The organism is Yersinia similis (assembly GCF_001053095.1).
GTDB classification, from domain to species: Bacteria; Pseudomonadota; Gammaproteobacteria; order Enterobacterales; family Enterobacteriaceae; genus Yersinia; species Yersinia similis.
Genome location: NZ_CGBP01000025.1, coordinates 26,237 through 51,600 on the forward strand (window position 1 = coordinate 26,237; position 25,364 = coordinate 51,600).

A 25,364-nucleotide genomic window follows, 5' to 3' on the forward strand; every position below is an offset into this window, starting at 1 on the left:
TTCAGTTGATCGTAGTGTGGTGATAGGGGTTTGGCTTAGGCCACCCAGCGAAGGTGATCACCGAATGATTTTCAACCGAGGCACTGATCTGAACAGTTTTTCATTCAAAGAAGGTTTCTTGATTCAAAGAACAGTTTTTGATTCAAAGAAGGATTTTTGATTCAAAGAATAGTTAGAGTGCCGACAGTGATAGCCAAAATATAATTGGGCAAAAATCTGATTTTTAGATGAATTTATGGAAATAATTGACATAAATAACCATATGAAGACTATTCTAGTGGTGCGCCCCCTATGCCTAAGAGCACGAAAAAAGAAATAAAGCTGACCCCATTCAGACCAGAGATTAAAAAATGAAACCATTAAAAAACACATTTATCTTCTGTGCCATTCTTATTTTTTCTTTGAATAATAGCCTTGCCAATCAAAATATTATAAACGAAGCAAACATCCTAATGAAAAAAGCCGTAATGGCTGATAACAAAGAAGAGTTAAATTTATACTTACATGAGATTAAAGAGTTAACGATAAAAAACCAAGATAATAAAACTCTCAACAATATGTATGCCAACATACTCACATCAACAGGAAAATATAAAGAAGCTTACATTGAATACAAGAAAATTAACGAGAAAAAAGAAAATCCAAGTGTAAAATTATTAGAATGCATGTTGCAAGAAAAAATAGATAGAAAATATTTACCTTGTTATCAGGATGCTATTTCGCTTTATGAGAAAAATAACATCACGGACATAAACTATGTTATAGCCTTGATCTTGGGTGAAGATAAAAGAGCAAACGATAAAAAAGTATCTTATCTAAAAGAAAATAAAGTTGATGAACTGGAAGAGTATACCCTCTCTATCAGCAGAGATGCGTATATTCGTTTAATTCTCCCATAAGTTAATTTTATTTTTTTGTTAACGGCGATTAGATACCGCCCCAAATAGAGATGATAGCAGGTTGATTATCAGGCGAAAGCCAAAAAGGATGGCTTTGAAATTAGTTGTTGACCATAAAAGTACATATCAGTACACCTGCTAAGCAGGCAAGCGAGACATGTGTAAGCGCAGGATCCTAATGGGGCCACGCTTATGGCCCCATTGGCGGTTGAAGCTACGGAGATTAGCTGAGCTAAGCCATAGCAACCGAACCGATCACCACGTCACCAAAACGTGATCAAAGCGTCGGTGCTGCCACCGTCACTAACTGCCCCGCCGAGCCACGATCAGCCATTTCCAGCGTCTGACTGTAGAACAAGAACGGGAATTGCGGTGATGAAACCTGATTGAAATACACCCACAATTCAACCGTACCATCCACCCAAACCGTATCCTTCCAACCACGATCTTCCGCCATTGCCGCCGCACCATTCACACTTTTCACCAGGAAAGAAACGCCCTGAATATGAAATGCTTGTGGCATATCAGCATGTATTATCCAACGCTCCCATGTCCCCTGCTGAGCCTGCACATCTACTCGGTTCATATCCCAGATAGCGCCGTTAATTCCCGGTAGATTATCCCCCAGTTGGAATTCACGGGAACGGATCACACTGCCTTCAATAATCTGATCTGCCAATAAACGCATAGGCAAATTATCCGTCACCAATGGCAATAACCCCGTTGGTTTTAATGTCAGCACCAAGGTAGAAATCAAAATACTTGATGGCTCAAATAACCCACGCAGGCGATCCATAATACCGGCGGATTCACCAGCAGTGATCGAGACTTCATTGCCCTGTGACATATCAATCACCACTTCACGCCGTTCACCCGGTGCAAGAGAAAGTTGCTGTACCGCCACTGGCGCAGGTAGAAAACCCTGATCGCTGGCAACAACATACAGAGGACGGCCATCACTGAGTTGCAGGGTGTAGCGGCGGGCGTTAGACGCATTCAATAAACGTAAACGTACCCACCCACGAGAGACTTCAACAAATGGGCTTTGCGCCCCGTTAACCAATAACGTGTCCCCAACAAAGCCCCCTTTGGCAGGCGGGTCATATTCCGGCACACCAAAATTATCCAACCGTTTATCTTGAATAATAAGAGGGAAATCATCGACACCATAGTGACTTGGCAACGGCATCGCTTTACTGACCGCATCTTCCACCAGCCACATCCCCGCCAGCCCGTTATAGACATGAGGAGCCATTCGGTTAGGAGTATTGGCATGATACCAGCAGTTTGCCGCCGGCTGACGTACCGGCAATACAGGTGACCAATCTTCTCCGGGGCGGATTATCCGGGCCTCTCCGCCCATCAGCGTACCAGGGACTTGTAACCCACTGATCGTCATTGATACCGGCTCAGTCAACCGGTTGCTGTAGATGAGCTTAACGTCATCACCATTAAAAACTCTGACCGTCGGCCCCAGATACATGCCGTTAATTCCCCACACAGCGGCTTTCTTATTACCACTAAATGCCCAGTGCGCCCGCTGTAAAGTTAAAAACAGCGGCTGGCCGCGGCGAGATTCTAATAAGGGGGGCACCGGTAACCGAGGTTGCTGAGTACTATTAGCCTGTGCCCTCAACGGCAGTGAGCCAGCACCAAGCGCTAAGCCCGTAGCCTGAATGAACTGGCGACGACTGAGTGACATATCTTCTCCGTGAAAACCACAATCAAACCCACTGCAAAATTTTGCCTGACTGCGAATAACGCTGAAGGGCGGCAAAACGCTCACGACCAGAGTCGCTTAAACCAACATTTCAAATTCGTGGCGATAAACATAACCGCCACACGGTGCGACAATAGTCAGCACCGAAGAAACAAATACATTATTTTTCAGTAACTGACTATTGAGCCACTTCAGCATCTAACTGCTCAATTTTAGCCAACATCAAATTACGGCAATGCTCAGACAGTTCGCGAACGCGCTCTTTAGCGTAGCCGGAGGTGTCAATGGGCGGTAACATCTCAATAATCACTTTACCGTTCGACCAACGGTTTAACTTGATACCATTGGTGTTAGAAACACAGATCGGTACGATAGGAACACCTGCAGCAATCGCCGCATGGAACGCGCCAGTCTTAAACGGCAATAAACCACGGCCACGGCTGCGAGTGCCTTCTGGAAACATCCAAATAGAGATATTTCTTTTCTGCACCTGTTCAACCACCTGAGCAATGGTGCTGTGAGCCTTGGCACGGTTGTCACGATCAATAAGCAGGTTACCCGTCAACCAATAGAGCGGGCCAAATAAGGGCACCCACAGCAGGCTCTTTTTGCCCACCGTCACGGTACCGGGCTGAACTACATTCGACATGGTGACCATATCGTAATTATTCTGATGGTTGGCAATATAGATACAGTTGCCGTATTTAGTTGCTTCTGCAGGAATACGCTGCTCAATCGTAATGCCAAACAACACGGACATCCGACCAAATAGATGCGAAAATGTTGCCACATGGCGGGGATTTCGCGGGCTGAATAGGCAATAAATCGAACCAAACACACACACTAGAAAACAATATAAAACAGCCAGAACCGTGCGCAAAATTAATAGCATAACCGCCTCTTAAATACTCACCCTTAAATAGACAACTGACGCTAGTATAACGGTTTACTCGCAAAATACTGCTTACTCACAAAATACAGTGCAGAACCCTTGCCATGGCTCTGTTACACGACAGCGCGCGCAAATTATACCTACCGTATGCCGCATTAACAGGGTCATGTTTGACTAACGTCTCAATCACCACCACAGCAATTCAAGCCATGATGGTGATTGGTTTTTTTATTTTTACTCTTCGCTATCGGTGGCTATTGCCCGTGGCGGTGCATCGACATCGATCCGATCGATCCGTTGCAACCCACGTGGCAATGGCGAGCCTTTGCGACCGCGCTCAGCACGGAATTTTTGCAAATCTTCAGGCCTTAGCGTGAGTTTACGTTTACCAAAATGAAGGGTAATCGAGGTTTGTGGAGGCAGGACAAACAGCCATGCTAAGCGATCTTCACCTGCCGCCGCTTGTGCTGCGGGGATAGAGACAATTTTGTTGCCTTTGCCTTTTGAAAGCTCAGGTAAATCAGCCACCGGGAACATCAACATCCGGCCAACCGCCGTGATCGATAGCAACATGTCATCCGGGCCGTAAATTTCCAATGGCGGCAAGACCTTGGCATTTTCTGGCAATGTAATCATGGTTTTGCCAGCACGGTTCTTGGCGACCAAATCATTAAAGGTACAGACGAAGCCATAACCGGCATCTGATGCCATCAGCAATTTCTGCGAATCCGGTGCCATTAAGACGTGTTCAATGGTCGCTCCCGGCGGCGGCGTCAGTTTACCGGTCAGCGGCTCCCCTTGGCCACGGGCAGAAGGCAGCGTGAGCGGGTCTAATGCGTAGCTGCGCCCCGTGGAGTCGATAAATACCACCGGTTGATTGCTCTTGCCCCGCGCGGCTGCACGGAAGCTGTCACCCGCTTTATAGCTTAATCCGCTTGGATCGATATCATGACCTTTCGCGCTACGAACCCAACCCATTTCAGACAACACAATGGTTACCGGTTCAGAAGGTACAATATCATGCTCGCTCATGGCTTTGGCTTCACCACGTTCAGTTAACGGTGAACGGCGGTCATCGCCATAAGCGGCAGCATCAGCTTGAATTTCTTTCTTGATTAGGGTGTTAAGCTTGCGTTCAGACGCCAGCAATGCCTGTAACTGATCGCGTTCTTTCGCTAACTCATCCTGTTCACCCCGAATTTTCACCTCTTCCAGTTTGGCTAAGTGGCGGAGTTTCAGTTCGAGGATCGCCTCAGCCTGCGTTTCCGAAATGGAGAAGCGCTGCATCAGTAACGGCTTAGGATCATCTTCGGTGCGGATGATATGAATAACTTCATCAATATTCAGGAAGGCAATCAATAAGCCTTCTAAAATATGCAGGCGCTTAAGTACCTTTTCCAAGCGGAAATTCAGGCGATTGCGCACAGTTTGGCGGCGGAAGACCAGCCACTCAGTCAGGATCTCTAACAACCCTTTGACTGATGGGCGGTTATCCAAACCGATCATATTCATATTGATGCGATAACTTCTTTCCAAATCAGTTGTGGCGAACAAGTGGCTCATCACTTGATCCAGATCGACCCGATTGGTGCGTGGAACAATTACCAGACGAGTAGGGTTCTCATGGTCAGATTCATCACGTAAATCTTCAACCATAGGCAATTTCTTAGCGCGCATCTGGTTGGCAATCTGTTCCAGTACTTTCGCGCCGGAAACCTGATGTGGTAACGCTGTAATCACGGCGCTACCATCTTCTTTTTTCCACAACGCCCTCATACGGACGGAGCCACGACCATTCTGGTAAATTTTACGAATATCATCACGCGGAGTGATAATTTCTGCTTCAGTCGGGAAATCCGGCCCTTGCACAAACTCCAGCAACTCGTCGAGCGAAGTCGTAGGTTTATCGATCAGCGCCAGTACAGCCTGAGCAATTTCACGCACGTTGTGTGGCGGGATATCCGTCGCCATACCTACGGCAATACCGGTTGTGCCGTTCAGCAAGATATTTGGCAGGCGCGCAGGTAGCATTTTCGGCTCCTGCATGGTCCCGTCAAAGTTTGGTACCCAATCTACCGTGCCCTGGGCCAGCTCACCCAATAACACTTCGGCATATTTGGATAAACGAGATTCGGTATAACGCATCGCTGCAAAGGATTTAGGATCATCCGGTGCCCCCCAGTTCCCCTGCCCATCGACCAGCGGGTAACGATAGGAGAAAGGCTGTGCCATCAGTACCATCGCTTCATAGCAAGCACTGTCGCCGTGCGGATGATATTTACCCAGTACGTCACCCACAGTACGGGCTGATTTTTTGAATTTAGCGCTGTTGTTCAACCCCAATTCGGACATCGCGTAAACAATGCGGCGCTGTACCGGTTTTAAACCATCGCCGATAAACGGCAACGCCCGATCCATGATGACGTACATGGAATAGTTCAGATAGGCGTTTTCAGTAAAGGTGTGCAGAGGTAGGCGTTCTGCACCGTCATGAGTCAAATCACTCATTACTTAATTATCCTCAGACTCTGGAATGACGATCACTGGCGTCAGCGGATCGGCACCGCAAGTTCATTGTCGATTTCTGCCCGCGATAGTACCTCATCTACAGGGTTACTGTCACAGTTCACAATCAATCTCAATCGTTTCGCGTTTTATTGATCGTCTTGATTGATCTACCGGTACTTTATTGATCTTTGAGCAACAGTGTTATGCATTATTGTCTATTTTTCTCTGGTCAGTTAACCATTAGCATACTCAGTATTCCGGGGAGGCCACAAAAATGCTTTCAGGCCCCCTCTTGCTCTAGAAGGTCGATATCAATGAGTAACATACTAATTATTAATGCAATGAAAGAGTTTGCCCATTCTAAAGGGGCACTTAATCTTACTCTCACTAACGTAGCTGCCGATTTCCTGCGTGAAAGTGGCCACCAGGTGAAAATCACCACGGTTGATCAGGGCTATGATATTGAAAGTGAAATTGAAAATTACCTGTGGGCGGATACCATTATTTATCAAATGCCCGCCTGGTGGATGGGCGAGCCTTGGATTTTGAAAAAGTATATTGATGAAGTCTTTACCGATGGTCATGGCCGCCTGTATCAGAGCGATGGCCGTACGCGTTCCGATGCCACTAAAGGTTACGGTTCTGGCGGTTTGATTCAGGGTAAAACCTATATGTTATCCGTGACCTGGAACGCACCGCGTGAGGCCTTTACTGATCCGGAGCAGTTCTTCCACGGCGTGGGAGTCGATGGGGTTTATCTGCCGTTCCACAAAGCAAACCAATTCCTTGGCATGAAACCATTACCAACATTTATGTGTAATGATGTGATTAAACAGCCGGATATTGAAGGGGATATTGCCCGCTATCGTCAGCACTTAGCTGAAAACTTTAACAGCTAAGCGGTTCGGCCCTCCTCTCACCGTGGAGGGCCGTTTTATACGTTGCCCCTCCCCTCATTTATATTCTTAGCCAATGACTCCCCTGTAACTTAATCTGTTCACTAACATAATCGAGAAAACAGGTAATGCGCGCAGCAAGCTGAGTATTTCGGTAATAAACAGCGTTGATCGGTTGCCAAGTCTCCAGAATTTGATCAGCCAGAACCTCGACTAAACGCCCGGCTAATTGATCCTCACGGGTCATGAAATCAGAGAGTTCGACAATCCCTTCGCCCTGCAGAGCCAGTAAACGCAGAGTCTCACCGCTGGAAGCCGCCAGATTGGGAATAATTGACGCACGCCCGCCGGGTAAATGGGGTAATGACCACTGATTAAGAAATTCTGGCTGAGTAAAGCCCAGCAGGCTGTGATCTGCCAGTGCCTCAATGGTGTGAGGCGTACCGTGACGTTGTAGGTAGTTAGGGCTGGCAAGCAGACGCACCCGGCTGGCACCAAGCAGCCGGGCATGGATCGTTGAATCCCTCAACGCACCGATACGGATAGCAATATCAGTGCGCTGCTCAAGTAGATCGATATTGAGATCATCGGTATTCAATTCCAACGTGATTTGCGGATACAACGCACGGAAACCGGTGATCATCGGCACAATGACATGTTGCATAAAAGGAGCTGCCGCATTAACTCGTAACCGGCCGGCAGGCTTCAACCGCCGCAGGGCAATTTGCTCTTCAGCATCATCAACTGCGCCGATAATCTGCCGCGCATGACTGAGGAACAGTTCCCCCTCTTCTGTCAGCTCCAGACGCCGAGTAGTACGGCGTAGCAACGTCGTCGCCAGCTTTTGCTCCAGCCGACTCAATGCCCGGCTAATCCCCGATGTCGTTTGGCTACGCTGCTCTGCCGCAGCCGTGATAGAACCGCAGTCCACTACCGAGATAAATGCCTGCAACTCTTCCAGCGTTACTTTCATCGATCAGACCTCGATCTCAGCAGTATCCCCTTTCTCTTGCAGCCAGTTGCGGCGATCTTCCGAGCGTTTCTTTGCCAGCAACATATCCATAATGGCCAGAGTTTGATCAATATCATCGTCACTGATGGTCAATTGCACCAAACGGCGGGTATTGGGATCAAGGGTGGTTTCACGCAATTGTAATGGGTTCATTTCACCCAACCCTTTGAAACGCTGAACGTTAGGTTTACCCCGTTTGCGTTTCAGTTGCTCAAGCACACCCGTTTTCTCCTCTTCATCCAGCGCATAGAAGACCTCTTTGCCCAGATCAATACGGTACAATGGCGGCATTGCTACATACACATGGCCATTGCGTACCAGTGCCCGGAAGTGACGCACAAACAGTGCGCACAGCAACGTGGCAATATGCAGGCCATCGGAGTCCGCATCCGCCAGAATGCACACTTTACCGTAACGTAACTGGCTTAAGTCTTCGCTATCAGGATCGATACCGATAGCCACGGAAATATCGTGAACTTCCTGCGAGGCCAGTACTTCATCAGAAGAGACCTCCCAAGTGTTCAAGATCTTGCCTTTCAACGGCATGATCGCCTGATATTCCCGGTCGCGGGCTTGTTTTGCGGAACCGCCGGCGGAATCCCCTTCCACCAAAAACAGCTCTGTAAGGCTCAAATCCTGCGAAGTACAATCTGCCAATTTGCCAGGCAGTGCAGGGCCACTGGTCAGTTTTTTACGCACCACTTTTTTCGCTGCACGCATACGGCGCTGAGCGCTGGAAATCGCCAGTTCGGCCAGTTGTTCCGCTGCCTGCACGTTCTGGTTTAACCATAAGCTGAAGGCATCTTTGACGACACCGGATACAAAGGCCGCACATTGACGTGAGGAGAGCCGCTCTTTCGTCTGACCCGCGAACTGTGGATCCTGCATTTTTACCGATAGCACATAAGCGCAGCGTTCCCAGATATCATCTGCCGAGAGCTTGACTCCCCGAGGCAAGATATTGCGGTATTCACAGAAATCGCGCATGGCATCCAGCAACCCCTGACGCAAGCCATTAACGTGGGTACCGCCCTGCATGGTCGGGATCAGGTTAACGTAGCTTTCAGTCAGCAGTTCGCCGCCTTCGGGCAACCACAGTAATGCCCAGTCAATAGCTTCAGTGTCACCGGCAAAAGAACCCACAAATGGTGCTTCTGGCAGGGTAATCAAGCCGTTAACCGCTTCCATTAGATAATCGGTCAGGCCATCGGCATAACACCAGCGCTGTTCTGTATTGTTGACCTTATCTTTAAAAACGATCTCGACGCCTGGGCACAATACTGCTTTGGCTTTTAGCAAATGGGATAAACGGGAAACCGAGAAACGCGGGCTATCAAAGAAAGAGACGTCCGGCCAGAAATGTACGCTGGTACCGGTATTGCGCTTACCGCACGTACCAATAACCTGTAAATCCTGGACTTTATCGCCATTTTCAAAAGCGATACTGTAGATTTGGCTATCACGGCGTACCGTGACTTCTACCCGCTTGGATAAGGCGTTAACAACTGAAATACCCACACCGTGCAAACCACCAGAAAACTGATAGTTCTTATTGGAGAATTTACCACCCGCATGTAACCGACATAAAATCAGTTCAACAGCAGGAACCCCCTCCTCTGGGTGGATATCAACCGGCATCCCACGGCCATCATCAGTCACTTCGAGTGATTGATCGGCGTGTAAAATGACGTCAATACGACGGGCATGACCAGCCAGCGCCTCATCGACGCTGTTATCAATCACCTCTTGACCGAGGTGGTTTGGCCGCGAGGTGTCCGTGTACATTCCTGGACGACGGCGCACTGGTTCTAGACCGCTGAGTACTTCAATGGCATCAGCGTTATAGCTGGATTCAGTCATGGTTTGATTAATATTCGGCTAATGGTTGGAAGGCTGGCGGTGACATACCCCATTGGCCATCCGGCCCTGGAGTCATTAGGTCGCGCTTACACCGCCTAACATCAGGTGTTCGCCAGCCCTAAAAAAGTCACAATCGGTGAAAAATAGTGATCAAAGCCAACAAAGGCATGATTTCCACCTGATTCTACGGTTTGCCGGCAAGGGGTATAATAGGCAACCGCTTGACGATAATCGAGGATTTCATCCCCGGTTTGTTGCAATAACCAGAGTAAATCCGGCGATTCCAACTTTTCAATTTGCATGGCTTTCAGGTCATAAATGTGCCGAGACTCTAACACATATTGTTGCCCTGTGTAGGGGTTCTCGTTCTTACCAAGATAATCACTGAGTAGCTCATACGGGCGTACTGCCGGGTTCACCACAACGGCCGGAATACCAAAGCGCTGGGAAAGCCAGGTTGCAAAATAACCGCCAAGGGAAGAACCGACAATACCGATAGATTGCCCGGCTTTATCCATCACAATGTTCTCCAGCATTTCTGCCGCAGGTGCCGGATAAGGAGGAAGTTGGGGTGTTAACATCTCTATATGCGGATAGTGTTGCTGCAGCCACTCTTTAAACGCTGTGGCTTTCGCTGAGCTGGGAGAGCTATTAAAACCATGAATATATAAGAGTGTACTCATCAATAACCATCCGAGTCCATATCAGGGCAAAATTCGTCACTGTCTAACCGATGAACCTCAGTTTCCAGCCCCCCGTCAGGCAGTAAATCGAGATAACGCCACCCTGGTGCCACAGCATCAAGCGTAAAGTTAGTACAATGTGGTTTAAATTGCACACAGGTCGAAGGGCTGGCTAGCAAGCGCTTGCCATACCAGTCAAGATCTAAATCTTGATGAATATGACCGCACAATAACGTAGTAACTCGGGGATAACGAGTCAGGATCGCAGCCAGCATATGCGCATTGCGCAAACTGTGTTGGTCAAGCCAGGTGCAACCTGACGGCATAGGATGATGATGCAACAATATCAAGGTGTAACGTTCCGGATACGCGATTAGACAGCGCTCCATCCACTCCAACTGATAGTCGCTCAACTCACCATAAGGCACACCAAATACTTGGCTATCCAACAACAGGACCTGCCAGTGTTCTCCTGCCAGAACCTGTTTTGAAGGGGCAATCCCCGCCTCAGCCAATGCATCGACCATCGCTGGCTGGAAATCGTGATTGCCGGGCAGCCAAACGCAAGGCACAGGCAGGCGAGATATTCCCTTCGCAAAATTCTGATAGGCGGCGACAGAATGATCCTGAGCCAAATCGCCCGTGGCAACAACAAGATCAAACGGGTACTGTTCCGCAATAATCGCGTCTAAGACCGCGCGATAGCTGTGAGAAGTATTCACACCCAGCAATGTCTCATGTTCGCCAGCAAAGAGGTGGGTATCTGTTATTTGTAAAATTCTAACCCTGGCCCCACTCGCCACAGGCAGTTTAAACAGGCTTTCCAAATGGTATCCTTGTTTTTGCCGCCCCCCAATCAGATAGTTATGCGTATTATGACTATCTGTAGGCAAGGCCATAAGTCTGTCTAACAAACCGGAACGGCCACCGCTCCATGCGCCAAACAATAGCGCAACCAATCAGCAAGAAACTGGTTAATTTGATGCTTTTCATCCCGCTGATGCAACTTTTTATTGGGATAATCATAACTTGCTTTGAAGCGAGAGATCTGCTGACTGGCACACACTTCCGCGACCATTGCATCATGATAAAGGCGTACCACCATTGATGGTAGGCTCCAATGACTAGCAGCAGGGGCCGTTTGTACAATCTCGACGACCGAAGTGTAGCGGGTTGATTCGATGATTGTCAGCCGATAACTAACTTCTTTAATCTGATAAGCCACGCTTTCACCCACTTCATCGATACGCAGGATTAAACGACGTAATTGTGCATAGTTAATCTCGCACAAGCGCATCATCTCAGGAAAATCAGGCGTGTAGCGTTTATTCATTCTTATCTCGCTTTTTTATCCCGCGTTTTCTACTGCTGCCATTCAGCTCTCAGCGCTTGATGGTGCAACGCCAACCATTGTAATGCAATGACTGAAGCTGCGTTATCAATCACACCTTCTTCAACCCAACGATAGGCTTGTTCGCGGCTGACAACATGCACCCGGATATCTTCATTTTCTTCGGCTAAGCCATGAATACCGCTCGCGGTCGTCGCATCAACTTCACCGACCATAATGGATAAACGCTCGCTGGTACCACCGGGGCTAGCTAAATAACTGAGTACGGGTTTACAGCGACCAACCTGAATTCCCGCCTCTTCTTCTGCCTCGCGCCGGGCGACCTCCTCAACGCTTTCCCCCTCCTCAATCATCCCGGCTACCATTTCTAATAACCAAGGAGAAACCGCGCTGTCAATGGCAGCAATGCGTAATTGTTCAACCAATACCACTTCATCGCGCTGTGGATCATAAGGCAGGAGCACTGCGGCATGACCACGCTCAAAAATTTCGCGATTGACCTCACCGCTCATTTCACCATTAAACAGGCGATGGCGAAACCTATATGAATTCAGTGAAAAAAAGCCCCGATACAATGACTCACGTGCAATAATTTCCACATCATTCTTGTCGAAAGTCACCGGTGAGGATTGCTTTGATGTCATATACTTCTCTCTTTACTTAAATAACGCGCCTGAATTCTGTTTTTACCCTATAACGGTTTGGTAATCACGCTTTTACTGGTATCACCGTCATGAACTTAACCCAGCACTAACGCAGGCAACAGTTTTTTTAAAACAGCAGGCATTATCAGCGGGTAGAAATTAAGTTGTTTGATAAAGAAGGTTTAATAACGGTGGTTGGATAAAAATTGTTTGATAAACATGGCTAGATAACGATCAGTTTCTGAATACTCGTTTAGCTTTGTGATAGATTTAAGTAAATTAAGGCAGGATGGCACAATCGGCCACCTTATCCCATTGGCAGACTCTGATAGAATCGTTAACAATTCGTCTATCGACAGCTACCATGTAACATTGCTGCACAACAAGGATTGCAAATGAAGAAACTGCTCCCCCTTCTTATCGGGCTGAGTCTGGCTGGTTTCAGCACCATGAGCCAGGCAGAGAACTTGCTGCAAGTTTATAAGCAAGCCAGGGATAGTAACCCAGATTTACGTAAGTCAGCCGCTGACCGTGATGCAGCATATGAAAAAATCAATGAAGTACGCAGTCCACTGTTGCCACAACTTGGTTTAGGTGCCGGCTATACACATACCAATAGTTTTCGTGATGCGTCTGACAATCCAGATAGCAATGCCACATCAGGTTCTCTACAACTGACCCAGACAATATTTGATATGTCTAAATGGCGCGCCCTGACCTTACAGGAAAAGGCAGCTGGGATTCAGGATGTGACATTCCAGACCAGCGAACAGCAACTGATTCTTAACACTGCAACAGCTTATTTCAACGTACTCAGAGCGATTGATAGCCTTTCTTATACTGAAGCACAGAAACAATCGGTCTATCGTCAGTTGGACCAAACGACCCAACGTTTTAATGTGGGCTTAGTGGCCATTACTGATGTGCAGAACGCCCGAGCCAGTTACGATACCGTATTAGCGGCAGAAGTAGCCGCCCGTAATAATCTGGATAACGCACTAGAAAGCTTGCGCCAGATTACTGGGGTTTATTATCCCGAGTTGGCGTCGTTGAATGTAGAACGACTGAAGACTCAACGCCCAGATGCGGTTAATAACCTATTGAAAGAGGCTGAAAAACGTAACCTTTCTTTGCTTTCTGCCCGCTTGAGCCAAGACTTGGCACGTGAGCAAATTAAATCTGCGGAAACAGGCTATATGCCAACCGTCAATTTGACCGCATCCTCTTCGATAACCAATACCCGTTACAATGGCGGAATCCCTAGTTCTCAACAGGTGAATAATGATTCCGGTCAGAACAAAATTGGCGTGCAATTTAACTTACCGCTGTACAGCGGTGGTGCCACCAATTCTGCGGTGAAACAAGCGCAGTACAATTTCGTTGGCGCTAGTGAGTTGTTGGAAAGTGCACATCGCAGTATGGTGCAAACGCTTCGCTCATCATTTAATAATATTTCAGCCTCGATCAGCAGCATCAATGCTTACCAGCAAGTAGTCATTTCTAACCAAAGCTCTTTGGATGCAATGGAAGCTGGCTATCAGGTAGGCACCCGTACCATTCTGGATGTTTTGACTGCAACGACTAACCTGTATCAGTCCAAGCAACAACTGGCTGATGCGCGTTATAACTATTTAATCAATCAGTTAAACATCAAGTCGGCACTAGGGACGTTGAATATGAACGACCTGATGACACTAAACGCAGTATTGGATAAACCGGTCCCAACGTCAGCGACTGCTCTGGCACCAGAGAATACTAGCCAAACTGTCGCTACACCACGCGCTCAGTAATCAGTAATAACCCACTCCGTTATCGGTTTGGCTTCACCGGGTACAGTCATTGGCTGTACCCGGTTTATTTTTTGCCTCCCTCAATTTTATGACCAAACGTTATTCGTTTTGCTAGCACAGTGAGTTTTGCTAGCAAGCACTTTTCGTCAATGAAAAAAGTGAAGTGACTCTCAGCGATGAGTATAACTTTGTAAAATCTGCCGCTCACACTCCCCTGTGCTTTAATTTCAAACATGTTTCCCCTATTCTTAGGGAACTTACTGGGAAAGGGCATTGAATGCCCAGATAAAGAGATAAATAATGATGAAACGGACTAAAAACATCAATCAAGAGACTTTCCGTAAATCCTGGCGTAGTTACCGCCTTGCGCCCGTAGCTTTAGCTGTCAGTGCTGTATTTATGCTGGCTGGCTGTGAAAAAACCGATGAAACCGTCTCTTTGTACCAAAATGCTGATGATTGCTCACAGGCGAATCCGTCCCAGAGTGCAGAGTGCACCACTGCTTACAATACAGCCTTACAGGAAGCGGTTAAAACCGCACCTAAGTACGCAACCCGTGAAGACTGCGTGGCAGAATTTGGTGAGTCTCAGTGTACTCAAGCTCCTGCTCAGGCAGGTATGGTGCCAACATCGTCTGAAACCACTGCAGCAGCACCACAGCAAAGTGGCAGCATGTGGATGCCATTAATGGCTGGTTATATGATGGGCCGGATGATGGGAGGCGGGGCAAGCCAACCCTTGTTTACCTCAAAAGCACCGAACAGCCCGGCTAACGGCAAGTTTGTTGATGCGAGTGGCAAAAATTTTGGCGCAGCCACCACTGGCCGCACAATGACCGTGCCTAAAACCGCTCTGGCACCAAAGCCTGCGGTAACCAAAACCATCACTCGCGGTGGCTTTGGTGAATCCGTGGCAAAACAGTCCTCTATGCAGCGTAGCGCCGCAACATCATCCAAAACCACCACACGTAGCATGGGTGGCTAAGGCTGATTAATGAAACGTTTAGCAATTAGCGAACGCCCGGACTGGCGCGAAAAAGCCACTGAGTTTGGTTTTCGTTTTCACACCATGCATGGCGAGCCATACTGGTGTGAGGATGCTTACTACGAATTCACACTGGCGCAAATTGAAGAGCTGGAAGAAACCACCGCAGAATTACACCAGATGTGCCTGCAAGTGGTTGAAAAAGTCATTAACAGCGATCAGTTACTGACCAAGTGCCGAATCCCGAAGCATTGTTGGGAGTTTGTCCGTCATTCATGGCGTAGCAATCAGCCCTCTCTCTATTCACGTCTTGATCTGGCCTATGACGGTAAAAACCCGGCGAAGCTGCTGGAAAACAATGCAGATACCCCAACCTCATTGTATGAAGCGGCTTTTTTCCAATGGCTATGGTTGGAAGACCAAATTAACGCTGGCAATTTGAGCCCCGACGCTGATCAGTACAATAGCCTGCAAGAAAGGTTGATTGAACGCTTTGTCGAGCTACGTGATAACCATGGATTTAGCTTGCTGCATCTGGCCTGCTGCCAAGACAGTGAGGAAGACCGTGGTACCGTACAATATTTGCAAGATTGCGCACTGGAAGCGGGTCTACCGACTGAATTCATGTTTATGGAAGAGATCGGTTTAGGGGAGAAAGGGCAATTTACTGACCTGGATAATCAAGTGATCAGTAATTTATTTAAGCTCTATCCGTGGGAATTTATGTTCCGCGAAATATTCTCCACCAAACTGGAAGATGCTGGCGTACGCTGGCTGGAGCCAGCCTGGAAGAGTATTATCTCCAATAAAGCCTTATTACCGCTGTTGTGGGAAATGTTCCCAAATCACCCTAATTTACTGCCCGCTTACTTCGCGGAAGATGACCATCCACCACTGGATAATTATGTCATCAAACCGTTGTTCTCACGGGAAGGTGCCAACATTCAGATCGTAGAGAACGGTAAAGAAGTGGCCAAAGTTGATGGGCCGTACGGCGAAGAAGGGATGATCATCCAGCAATTCCACCCATTACCAAAATTCGGTGATAGCTATACCTTGATTGGTAGTTGGCTGGTCAATGATCAGCCGTGTGGTATTGGTTTGCGTGAAGACCGTGAACTGATCACTCAAGACCTGTCGCGGTTTTATCCGCATATTATTTTGGGATAATGCCACTACATTCTCAGGTGGTTGCCGCTCAGGCGATTATGCTATTCAGATAATTATGTAGTTCGGATAATTATGTAGTCCGGATAATTATAGTAAGGGAAGGCAATTCGCCTTCCTTAGACTGCTGACAAACCCCGATGACGCGATCTTGAACGGTGAGGATAGGCAGAGGAGTAAAGAGTCCGCGCCAAGGATGGCGCGGCTCGAGCCTACATGGATGTATTTACGGCGTCTTTACGATCTGCCTGTTCTCTCCGTCGCGGGCACTTTGTCAATAACCTCGGGAAGGCAATTCGCCTTCCTTTTTTATATCCAAAGTCATTGTCGTTGCAGCTAGGCTGCAAGTGAGTGGATCCCGATGAGCTTACTCAAGTCAGTGATTCGGGTGAGCGAACGCCGCTAACAACGCTGCGGCGTCAGGGGCGAAGGGTATTTAGCCGACCTGCACCGACAACATACTTAACGACCCCATCTCAACCCCATCCGTCGGGATCGAAATCGGCTCTTTACCATCCCAACTCCCTAGCACATACAGCAATGGCAGATAATGCTCTGGCGATGGATTGGATAATGCTGCGCCTTCATGTTGCATAAAGTTAACCAGCGGGTGGTCATCCCCCTGATAGCTTAAATTATCCCGTACAAATTGATTGAAAGACTCCGCCCATGGATATGGGCTGCTCTCACCCTGCCATTTGCCCATACGCAGGTTATGCACCACGTTGCCGCTGGCAACAATCATCACGCCCTGTTCACGCAATGCCGCCAGTTTTTGGCCTAATTCATAATGATAAGCCGCAGGCTGCGTACCATCGATACTCAGTTGTATCACTGGGATATCAGCCTCAGGGTACATCTTGATTAATACGCCCCAACTACCATGGTCCAGCCCCCACTCACTGGTATCAGCCTGTACCGGTGTAGGTGCCAGCAATTGCTGAATTTGCGCCGCGAGTTCAGGGGAGCCAGGAGCCGGATACTGCGTATCAAATAACGCCTGTGGAAACCCGCCAAAATCGTGGATTGTCCGGGGATGTTCCATCGCAGTTACCGCCGTACCACGGGTATACCAATGGGCAGAAATTGCCAAAATCATCTTTGGACGCGGTAATGTTTCACCTAGCGTACGCCATGCCTGAGTGTAACTATTTTCTTCCAGCACGTTCATCGGGCTACCGTGGCCGAGAAACAGTGCAGGCATACGAAAGGTGTTCATAGAAAATCCTTACTGTTGAGAAAAAAGGGGGGCGTTTAAACCTTAAACAGTACATTACGCGCTTTCTTTTCATTAAACAGCCGGATAACCATGATGAAGATATTCAATAAATTTGAAGGGAAAATAAAGAGGGGATAACACAGCTGGCTTGGCATAAGATAGAAAATAACCGGGTGGTAATTTATTCAGATGAGCAGCAAATTCAAACCAATAGCAATGATAATAAGTAGCAATTGTAATGAATAGCAACGACAACCAATAACAACACCCCGGTGTTTACGTGCAATATCAACAAGCAAGCGATAGCGATATCACCAAATAATATCAGGCGAGATCGCCATCAGATTAACTGGCTTTCTTCGCGTGAGACTGGAGATAAGCCGCCAAATCGTCAATTGTCACGACTGGCATATCATGCAATTTGGCAAACTCAATCACTTCTGGAGCATGAGCCATGCTACCGTCGTCATTGGTCAGTTCACACAACACACCAGCCGGTTTGTAACCTGCCAATGTCGCCAGATCGATAGACGCTTCGGTATGACCACGGCGTGATAATACACCACCGGGTTGACCGCGCAGCGGGAATACATGCCCCGGCCGATTAAGATCAGCAGGTTTAGCGTTATCAGCGATTGCCTTACGGATAGTGGTCAGACGATCTGCCGCAGAAACCCCAGTTGTGACACCTTCAGCCGCTTCAATTGTCACGGTAAAAGCTGTCTGGAATTGGCTGGAGTTATGGGTAACCATCATAGGTAAATCAAGCTGCTGGCGGCGTTCATCAGTGATACACAAGCAGACAATGCCACTACCGTGGCGGATGGTCAGAGCCATTTGCTCTAGCGTCATTGCTTCGGCAGCAAAAACCATATCGCCTTCGTTTTCACGACTTTCGTCATCCAACACCATAACGCCACGGCCGTTACGCAGGGCGTCGATTGCACGTTCTACACGCTCGACAGGCGTGCCAAAATCTGAGAGAAGCGTCTGATTCATGGTAAAAAAACCTCATTAAAAAATTATGGATTACCAGAATCAGGGCGGTCTTGAGGAGTAAAAGGCCAGAAATAAATAGCCGAAATAACGCAAGCGGACTATATCCGTCATTTTCCAAGCGACAAAGATGTTGGTTGTTCTCGTTCTCCCGAACCGCTTACTCATGTAAGCACCTCAGGATATTCTTGATGACCACCTTCCTGTATCTTGAAATCTATAGGGTGTATAAGCCCGGCAGATACCGTTACTCTCTCCCATCCGGACTATAACCGTCGGCCCCGGAATTACACCGGGTCTGCTGACCTCTACCTTGCTCTCTTGGATAAGAGAAACAAAGTGAGCGCTCGCGGGCTTTTGCACCACCGACATGACGATATCGTCGCAATACAATTTACCGCCGGTGGGGACTTTCACCCCGCCCTGAGAATAAGCCCCATAACTATAGCGCTATTGATTCATCTGGGCAATTACCAAAACGCAGAATTAAACCTTGCGTCCAGAGGTTTATACAATCAGCATCGAGCATTATACTGATCAAGAGTCACCACACATCTACTTAGGGAAATATCATGATTGACCCGAAAAAAATTGAACAAATCGCCCGCCAGGTGCATGAATCTATGCCAAAAGGTATTCGCGAATTCGGGGAAGACGTCGAAAAAAAAATCCGTCTGATACTGCAATCGCAGTTAACCCGGTTGGATTTAGTTAATCGTGAAGAATTCGACGTACAAACTCAAGTATTGCTGCGCACCAGAGAGAAACTGGCGTTGCTGGAACAACGAGTGGGGGCACTTGAGGCAAAATTTAACAGCGCCCCGGCGGATCACGGCGAAAAGACCGGGGAATAATTGGGCTGAATAAGCCGCCACGTATCAGCGGCGTGCCAGTAGAAATCACGTATAACGATCACTTACGTATAAACATCAATCACGTATAACAACCAATTATATAAATAAAATAGAGGGCGCCCATCAGGTGCCCTAAATACTTTGTATTCCAACACATTAAGGCTGAGTTAGCTGCGTCTTTGGCTTAGACATCAACATCCACAACAGCGCAAACATCAGCAAAGCGTATACACTTTTCCAGCCAATCATGACCAGTAATACACAGCAGAGAAGACTGCCAATCACTGACATCACCCGCGCGCGTCCACTCAATAAGCGGATCCCTGCCAGCATACACAGCAAGTAAATCAGCACGAAAATACCGTTGGCATACACAATCAGCAAATCCAGTGGTAAAGCAAGCCAGTAGATTAGCAGCGCAAAGACCAGACAACTGCCGACCACAGCGGTCAGCGCATTAACTGGCGTTTGACCAGCAGATAAACGCGCCAGTTTACTTTGTGGACGAATCTGAGACTGCGACCACACCATGCGAGCAAAACTTTGGGTATAAATATTCACACTGGCAAAACAAGCCAGATAGCCAATAATGCAGGCAATCCACAGCGCATGTTCACCAAACAACCGAACTACAATTCCTGGTAACGAAGCCGCGGCAGCCTGCGAATCGCCATAAGCCTGAAAATGCAGCACCGCGACAGTACACCCCCAATAAACTACGCCAGCGACCAATAACCCGACGATCAATGCCCGAGGGAAATCACGCTCAGGGTGGCGAAATTCCGTTGCCAAATGAGCAAAAGCTTCTAAACCAACAAAACACCAGAACATCACGGCTAACGCGTTGAATATATTGGGTGGGGAAATATCTTGTAGCGCTGGCCATGGGATCTGCGATAGGCGGATATCCCCCTGCCACCAAATTGCTGCCACCAGCGCTATCACCAGTAGTGCAATCACGGTTTGTATATTGGCGCTTGAACCAGCGCTACGGGTGCCCAGTAGCCAGATAACCAGCAAGGTCACCAGTTGCACCATTAGCAACCCGGTATCACTCCAACCAAACATCGCCTGCCAGAACCCGGCCGCTATTTGCAAGGCGGCGGGTAACCCAACAGGAATGACTGACAAAAATAACCAGCCCGTGACTTTGCCCAGCTTCGGACCGAAGGCGATGGCAACAAAGTGTGCTGCCCCCCCAGCACTGGGGAAATGGCGACCCAGTGCCGCAAAGGCGATAGCGATTGGGAAGACCAGTACGATTAATACTGGCCAGGCCCATAAACTATCATGGCCCGCCAACATTGCCGCCAAGGCTGGCACAGCAAAAACCCCCGTCCCCAACAGGGAAGTGGACAATAACCCAACGCCTTGCGCCAGACTTAACTCTTGCTTTAACCCACCCACAGCCACATCCTTATTCGCCAGCGCTCTGGCGCTGACTTAGCCGCGGCCGTTTTTGATCGACTGAATAATGTTGGTGGTAGAGACACCATCTTCAAAATTCAGTATTTTGACCTCGCCACCGGCGGCCCATACTTCTTCGCTACCCGCAATTTCATGGGGCTTATAATCACCGCCTTTGACTAACAGATCGGGCAAAATATCAGCAATTAAACGCTGTGGCGTATCTTCTTCAAAGGGTACGACCCAATCCACCGCTTCCAAGGCACCCAAGACAACCATACGTTGCTCTAATGGATTAACCGGCCGCTCTTCACCTTTCAGCCGTTTGGTGGAAGCATCGCTGTTTACCGCCACAATCAGGCGATCCCCCAGCTTACGGGCATTGGCCAGATAAGAAACATGGCCAGCATGAAGAATATCAAAGATGCCATTGGTCATAACCACCTTTTCCCCACGCTGGCGAGCCTGCGCAACTGCCCTTTTCAGTTGCTGCTCATCCATCACCCCGAAACCGGTTTCTGCACGGCCACGGATAGCGTTTTCCAGCTCAATCGGAGAAACGGTAGAGGTACCCAATTTACCCACGACCACACCAGCTGCCGCATTAGCCAAGAAACATGACTCTTCCAGGCTGTTACCTGCAGCCAGCGCGGCAGCCAGCACACCAATAACCGTATCGCCAGCACCTGTGACATCAAACACTTCTTTTGCCTGAGTAGGCAAATGTAGCGGCGGTTTACCCAGTTGCAACAAGGTCATTCCTTGTTCAGAACGGGTCACCAGCAATGCCGAAAATTCGAAATCTGCCACTAGTTGCATACCGCGGCTAACCAACTCTTCTTCATTTTTACAGCGCCCCACCACTGCTTCAAATTCAGACAAATTCGGCGTCAACAATGTGGCACCACGGTAGCGCTCAAAATCACTGCCTTTCGGATCAATCAGGACCGGGACATTCGCTTTACGTGCCAGTTGGATCATCTGCTGTACGCTGTTCAATGCCCCCTTGGCATAATCGGACAGCACCAGCGCGCCAATCTGTGGCAACGCCTGTTGAATGCGTTCAAATATCGGCTCGGGATCAACACCATCAAAGCCCTCTTCAAAATCCAAGCGGATTAACTGCTGGTTACGGGAGAGTACCCGTAATTTGGTAATGGTCGGGTGAGTGGGTACCGAGACAAAATCGCAACGCACCTGAACTTCGCTCAGCTTGCAGGTCAGCGCACGCGCCGCATCGTCAATGCCGGTCAACCCAACTAAACGTGCAACCGCGCCAAGGGAGGCAATATTCATCGCAACGTTTGCTGCACCGCCGGGGCGTTCTTCGATGGTATCAACTTTCACTACAGGCACAGGTGCTTCTGGTGAAATCCGGCTGGTTGGCCCGTACCAGTAGCGGTCTAACATGACATCACCCACGACTAATACACCAGCACGGCGAAAATCAGGCAGCGTGACTTTCATACGTTTGCCCCCCAACCTGAGTTGTTATTAACCCCGAATGCACCCATCCCTTCGCTCCAATATTGTGTTCATCATTTAGCGCCAAATAATATCACAGGCACCTTGTATATCATTAATATCTAAAATCTATCGCATTAGCTCGCTGGCACCGTTTGCCGCCAACCATTTATGCCAACTGACTTCCACTTGTTCTCTTTCGGCCATAAAACTGTCGGCTGCGACTTTGCTTGATTGTTCTTGCAAGGCCAAATGATGGATCTCATCACGCATCGTGACATAAGCACGGGTGAGCGCGGCGGCCTCTTCCGGCGACATGATGTCGTAATTAGCCATCGATTCAAAAATACGCACATTGTCTGACCAGCGAGTTAACTGCGGTTCGCTGGCTGCATAGCGCAGCACCAGATATTGCGCGATAAACTCAATATCGGTGATCCCACCCGCATCGGCTTTAATATCAAAGAGATCACGTTGTTTACTGCCCAAGTGATTACGCATTTTTTCCCGCATTTCGCGTACTTCCTGCTGCAACTGCGGATCTTCGCGGTGGCGGCAGAGAATTTGCTGGCGAATGGCATCAAACTGTTGATGCAATTTTGGGGAGCCATACACCATGCGGGCGCGCACCAAGGCTTGATGCTCCCAAGTCCAGGCTTCATTACGCTGATAGTCGGCAAATGACTCGATAGTACTGACCAACATACCCGATTCACCCGAAGGCCGCAGGCGTGCATCCACTTCATACAAAATGCCCGATGACGTTCGGGTGCTGAACAAATGCATAATGCGTTGAGCCAAACGCAGGTAGAACTGGCGGCCATCGATACTGCGATCACCATCAGTCATCACATCCAATGGGCAATCCAACAGGAAGACTAAATCCAAATCTGAACTGTAACCTAGCTCCCAGCCCCCTAATTTTCCGTAACCAATAACCGCGAAACCACGGCCTTCGCTTTGCTGTAAATGACTAGGCTGACCATAGCGGGCGACCATCTGATTCCAGGCCTGTTGGATAACAGCATCAATAATGGCCTCGGCCAGATAAGTTAAGTGATCACTCACTTTCATTACCGGCAGCACCTCAGTGATATCACCGGCTGCGATACGTAATTGCTGCGCCTGTTTAAATTGACGCAACGCCTCTAATTGCTGTTCTTCATCATCTTCTGGCACGCGCAGCAAATATTGGCGTAACTCATCGCGGTAGGCACTGGGAGCCAGAGGCTGATACAGAGATTGCGGGTCAAGTAATTCATCCAATAACAGTGGGTAACGTGCCAGTTGGCTGGCGACCATCGGCGAGGCAGAACACAGGCGGATAACGTGTTTCAGTGCCGCATGGTATTCCACCAATAACTCCAGATACGTGGTACGCGTCACGATACTGAGCAACAGTAGGATAAGGCGACTGAGGGCAACATTGGCATCGGGGCGTGGACACACTTCAGCAAATAACCGTGGCATCAATTGATCTAGCACTTCACGGCCACGCGGCCCAATAGTGCGTTTATCAACGTCATGACGAAAGCCACTGATCGTCGCCAATAGCTGACGGCGGGCGGCCTCCTCCAGATGTGGTGTCAATGGGGCTAAATCACTCTCTTCCAGCACATCCTGCCATAGGCTTTTATACAACCCATGGCTCGGATCTTCGCCAATATCAGGGGTTTCATCGCCGATAAGGTCATCAAATACCACACGAACCGCATGCATGTGATTTTCCAGCGCGGTACTCATCGCCGCCCAATCCGCGTACCCCATTCCCCAAGCTAACCGGGCTTGGTTCAGTGGGTCATTGGGTAATGTCTGGGTTTGCTCATCGGCAATGGCTTGCAGCAGGTTTTCCAAACGGCGCAAAAACAAATAACTGCCACTGAGGTCAACCACTTGCTGCTCTGGCAGTAACCCCAGCTCAGCCACCGCCTGCAATGTTGGTAATAGTGCACGCTCTTGCAACCGAGGTTCACGCCCCCCGCGGATCAGTTGGAAGACCTGAGTAATAAATTCGATCTCACGAATGCCACCGGCACCCAGCTTGATATTGTCTTTCAACCCCCGCCGCCGAACCTCACGGGCGATCATCCCTTTCATATTACGCAGTGATTGGATCACGCTGAAATCAATATAACGGCGGAAGACAAAAGGCCGTAGCATTTGACGTAACTCTTGGCTATATGGATCGTCAGCACCGCCCATAAGGCGCGCTTTCACCATTGCATAGCGCTCCCAGTCACGCCCTTGCTCCTGATAATAATCTTCCAGTGCAGCAAAACTCAGTACCAAGGGGCCGCTGTCACCAAACGGCCGCAAGCGCATATCTACCCGATAGACAAAGCCATCAATGGTGTGTTGATCGAGCGCCTTAATCAGCCGCTGGCCTAAGCGGGTGAAAAATTGGGCGTTATCCAGATCACGCCGCCCACCTTGAGTCTGACCATTTTCCGGATAAGCAAAAATCAGATCGATATCAGACGAGAAATTCAGTTCACCGCCACCGAGTTTCCCCATCCCCAAAATCAGTAGCGGCTGCGGCACTCCCTGACTGTTACATGGGGTGCCCAGCTCACGGCAGCACACCTGATAGAGCCAATCGCGGGCAGCGATGATTATGCTCTCCGCCAGAGTACTCAACTGCTGTAATGTCTCCACCGTCCCACTGGTTTGTAGTACCTGTGACCAGGCGATACGGACCATAACCCGGCGGCGAAACAGCCGCAATGCGGTTAACAATGCCGCTTCATCCTGCACCCCGGCCAGCGCCTCACTCAGCCACTGCGGATAATATTGCCACTCCTGCGGCTGCGGAGGTTGTTGATGCAACTCCTCCAGCCACTGCGGATGAATCTGTAACATATCACTGACAAAGTCACTCAGCGCCAGTACCGCGATATCTTCATCACATAAATCCGGTGATGCCGGTAACTCAGAAAAGCGCTGCTTGATATTCTGCGCCTGAATCTGTAATTCCGAAGGGAGTGGCAACATATCAGATTCCTTGTATCCCCTTCGCAT

General features: G+C 48.7%; 21 protein-coding genes, 1 pseudogene and 1 riboswitch. Of the genes and pseudogenes, 8 read left to right on the forward strand and 14 right to left on the reverse strand.

Features of this window, described 5'->3' with window-relative positions; genetic code table 11:
• Window positions 1–350 precede the first annotated feature (350 nt).
• Complete coding sequence (locus AC971_RS16310) at window positions 351–899, forward strand: hypothetical protein (protein ID WP_025381426.1); 549 nt, start codon at window positions 351–353, stop codon at window positions 897–899.
• Between the two features lie 277 nt (window positions 900–1,176).
• Here AC971_RS16310 and ftsP read toward each other — a convergent pair whose 3' ends face one another.
• The 3 genes from ftsP to parC form a co-directional block, all read right to left on the reverse strand.
• Entirely contained in the window at window positions 1,177–2,601 is a 1,425-nt protein-coding gene (gene ftsP, locus AC971_RS16315; protein ID WP_025381427.1) for a cell division protein FtsP, read from the reverse strand.
• A gap of 196 nt (window positions 2,602–2,797) precedes the next feature.
• Window positions 2,798–3,511 carry a 1-acylglycerol-3-phosphate O-acyltransferase gene (locus tag AC971_RS16320; RefSeq protein WP_038402009.1) on the reverse strand — a complete coding sequence of 238 codons (714 nt, stop codon included), beginning with the start codon at window positions 3,509–3,511 and terminating at the stop codon, window positions 2,798–2,800.
• 234 nt (window positions 3,512–3,745) lie between these two features.
• Entirely contained in the window at window positions 3,746–6,019 is a 2,274-nt protein-coding gene (parC, locus tag AC971_RS16325; RefSeq protein ID WP_025381428.1) for a DNA topoisomerase IV subunit A, read from the reverse strand.
• Between parC and AC971_RS25245 the strand changes: the two are divergent.
• A pseudogene (locus AC971_RS25245) lies at window positions 6,002–6,263 on the forward strand (hypothetical protein). The gene parC and the pseudogene AC971_RS25245 overlap by 18 nt on opposite strands.
• A gap of 70 nt (window positions 6,264–6,333) precedes the next feature.
• Window positions 6,334–6,918, forward strand: a complete 585-nt coding sequence (locus tag AC971_RS16330) for an NAD(P)H-dependent oxidoreductase (protein ID WP_025381429.1) — start codon at window positions 6,334–6,336, stop codon at window positions 6,916–6,918.
• A 58-nt stretch (window positions 6,919–6,976) separates the two neighbouring features.
• Here AC971_RS16330 and AC971_RS16335 read toward each other — a convergent pair whose 3' ends face one another.
• From AC971_RS16335 to nudF, 6 genes are all read right to left on the reverse strand, one after another.
• Complete coding sequence (locus tag AC971_RS16335; RefSeq protein ID WP_025381430.1) at window positions 6,977–7,888, reverse strand: LysR family transcriptional regulator; 912 nt, start codon at window positions 7,886–7,888, stop codon at window positions 6,977–6,979.
• A gap of 3 nt (window positions 7,889–7,891) precedes the next feature.
• On the reverse strand, window positions 7,892–9,787 hold the full coding sequence (gene parE, locus AC971_RS16340; RefSeq protein ID WP_025381431.1) for a DNA topoisomerase IV subunit B: 1,896 nt from the start codon (window positions 9,785–9,787) through the stop codon (window positions 7,892–7,894).
• A gap of 101 nt (window positions 9,788–9,888) precedes the next feature.
• The gene (gene yqiA, locus AC971_RS16345; protein ID WP_025381432.1) at window positions 9,889–10,470 is read right to left on the reverse strand and encodes an esterase YqiA; all 582 of its coding nucleotides are present in this window, start codon (window positions 10,468–10,470) and stop codon (window positions 9,889–9,891) included.
• Window positions 10,470–11,297 carry a 3',5'-cyclic-AMP phosphodiesterase gene (gene cpdA / locus AC971_RS16350; RefSeq protein WP_025381433.1) on the reverse strand — a complete coding sequence of 276 codons (828 nt, stop codon included), beginning with the start codon at window positions 11,295–11,297 and terminating at the stop codon, window positions 10,470–10,472. The genes yqiA and cpdA overlap by 1 nt, the downstream gene beginning before the upstream one ends.
• Before the next feature lie 80 nt (window positions 11,298–11,377).
• Window positions 11,378–11,803, reverse strand: a complete 426-nt coding sequence (locus AC971_RS16355) for a DUF1249 family protein (protein ID WP_025381434.1) — start codon at window positions 11,801–11,803, stop codon at window positions 11,378–11,380.
• A 29-nt stretch (window positions 11,804–11,832) separates the two neighbouring features.
• Window positions 11,833–12,465 carry an ADP-ribose diphosphatase gene (gene nudF, locus AC971_RS16360; protein WP_025381435.1) on the reverse strand — a complete coding sequence of 211 codons (633 nt, stop codon included), beginning with the start codon at window positions 12,463–12,465 and terminating at the stop codon, window positions 11,833–11,835.
• A 395-nt stretch (window positions 12,466–12,860) separates the two neighbouring features.
• Between nudF and tolC the strand changes: the two genes are divergently transcribed.
• From tolC to AC971_RS24395, 4 genes are all read left to right on the forward strand, one after another.
• On the forward strand, window positions 12,861–14,255 hold the full coding sequence (gene tolC / locus AC971_RS16365) for an outer membrane channel protein TolC (RefSeq protein ID WP_025381436.1): 1,395 nt from the start codon (window positions 12,861–12,863) through the stop codon (window positions 14,253–14,255).
• Window positions 14,256–14,558: 303 nt separating this feature from the next.
• A complete protein-coding gene (locus AC971_RS16375; RefSeq protein WP_038402406.1) occupies window positions 14,559–15,239 on the forward strand; it encodes a DUF1190 family protein in 681 nt (226 codons plus the stop codon).
• A gap of 9 nt (window positions 15,240–15,248) precedes the next feature.
• The gene (locus tag AC971_RS16380) at window positions 15,249–16,409 is read left to right on the forward strand and encodes a glutathionylspermidine synthase family protein (protein WP_025381438.1); all 1,161 of its coding nucleotides are present in this window, start codon (window positions 15,249–15,251) and stop codon (window positions 16,407–16,409) included.
• 213 nt (window positions 16,410–16,622) lie between these two features.
• Window positions 16,623–16,757 carry a gluconate 5-dehydrogenase gene (locus tag AC971_RS24395; protein ID WP_156170230.1) on the forward strand — a complete coding sequence of 45 codons (135 nt, stop codon included), beginning with the start codon at window positions 16,623–16,625 and terminating at the stop codon, window positions 16,755–16,757.
• 85 nt (window positions 16,758–16,842) lie between these two features.
• Here AC971_RS24395 and ygiD read toward each other — a convergent pair whose 3' ends face one another.
• Window positions 16,843–17,625 carry a 4,5-DOPA-extradiol-dioxygenase gene (gene ygiD, locus AC971_RS16385; RefSeq protein WP_025381439.1) on the reverse strand — a complete coding sequence of 261 codons (783 nt, stop codon included), beginning with the start codon at window positions 17,623–17,625 and terminating at the stop codon, window positions 16,843–16,845.
• A 345-nt stretch (window positions 17,626–17,970) separates the two neighbouring features.
• Window positions 17,971–18,624, reverse strand: coding sequence for a 3,4-dihydroxy-2-butanone-4-phosphate synthase (gene ribB, locus AC971_RS16390; protein ID WP_025381440.1), 654 nt, complete (start codon window positions 18,622–18,624; stop codon window positions 17,971–17,973).
• Between the two features lie 242 nt (window positions 18,625–18,866).
• Window positions 18,867–19,056: riboswitch (FMN riboswitch) on the reverse strand.
• Between the two features lie 137 nt (window positions 19,057–19,193).
• On the opposite strand from ribB, the gene ubiK reads away from it, so the two are divergent.
• Window positions 19,194–19,475, forward strand: coding sequence for a ubiquinone biosynthesis accessory factor UbiK (gene ubiK, locus AC971_RS16395; protein ID WP_002212191.1), 282 nt, complete (start codon window positions 19,194–19,196; stop codon window positions 19,473–19,475).
• A gap of 156 nt (window positions 19,476–19,631) precedes the next feature.
• Here ubiK and yjeH read toward each other — a convergent pair whose 3' ends face one another.
• The 3 genes from yjeH to glnE form a co-directional block, all read right to left on the reverse strand.
• A complete protein-coding gene (gene yjeH, locus AC971_RS16400; protein WP_025381441.1) occupies window positions 19,632–20,882 on the reverse strand; it encodes an L-methionine/branched-chain amino acid transporter in 1,251 nt (416 codons plus the stop codon).
• Between the two features lie 36 nt (window positions 20,883–20,918).
• The gene (hldE, locus tag AC971_RS16405) at window positions 20,919–22,349 is read right to left on the reverse strand and encodes a bifunctional D-glycero-beta-D-manno-heptose-7-phosphate kinase/D-glycero-beta-D-manno-heptose 1-phosphate adenylyltransferase HldE (RefSeq protein WP_025381442.1); all 1,431 of its coding nucleotides are present in this window, start codon (window positions 22,347–22,349) and stop codon (window positions 20,919–20,921) included.
• 126 nt (window positions 22,350–22,475) lie between these two features.
• Window positions 22,476–25,337 carry a bifunctional [glutamate--ammonia ligase]-adenylyl-L-tyrosine phosphorylase/[glutamate--ammonia-ligase] adenylyltransferase gene (glnE, locus tag AC971_RS16410; RefSeq protein ID WP_025381443.1) on the reverse strand — a complete coding sequence of 954 codons (2,862 nt, stop codon included), beginning with the start codon at window positions 25,335–25,337 and terminating at the stop codon, window positions 22,476–22,478.
• Window positions 25,338–25,364 lie beyond the last annotated feature (27 nt).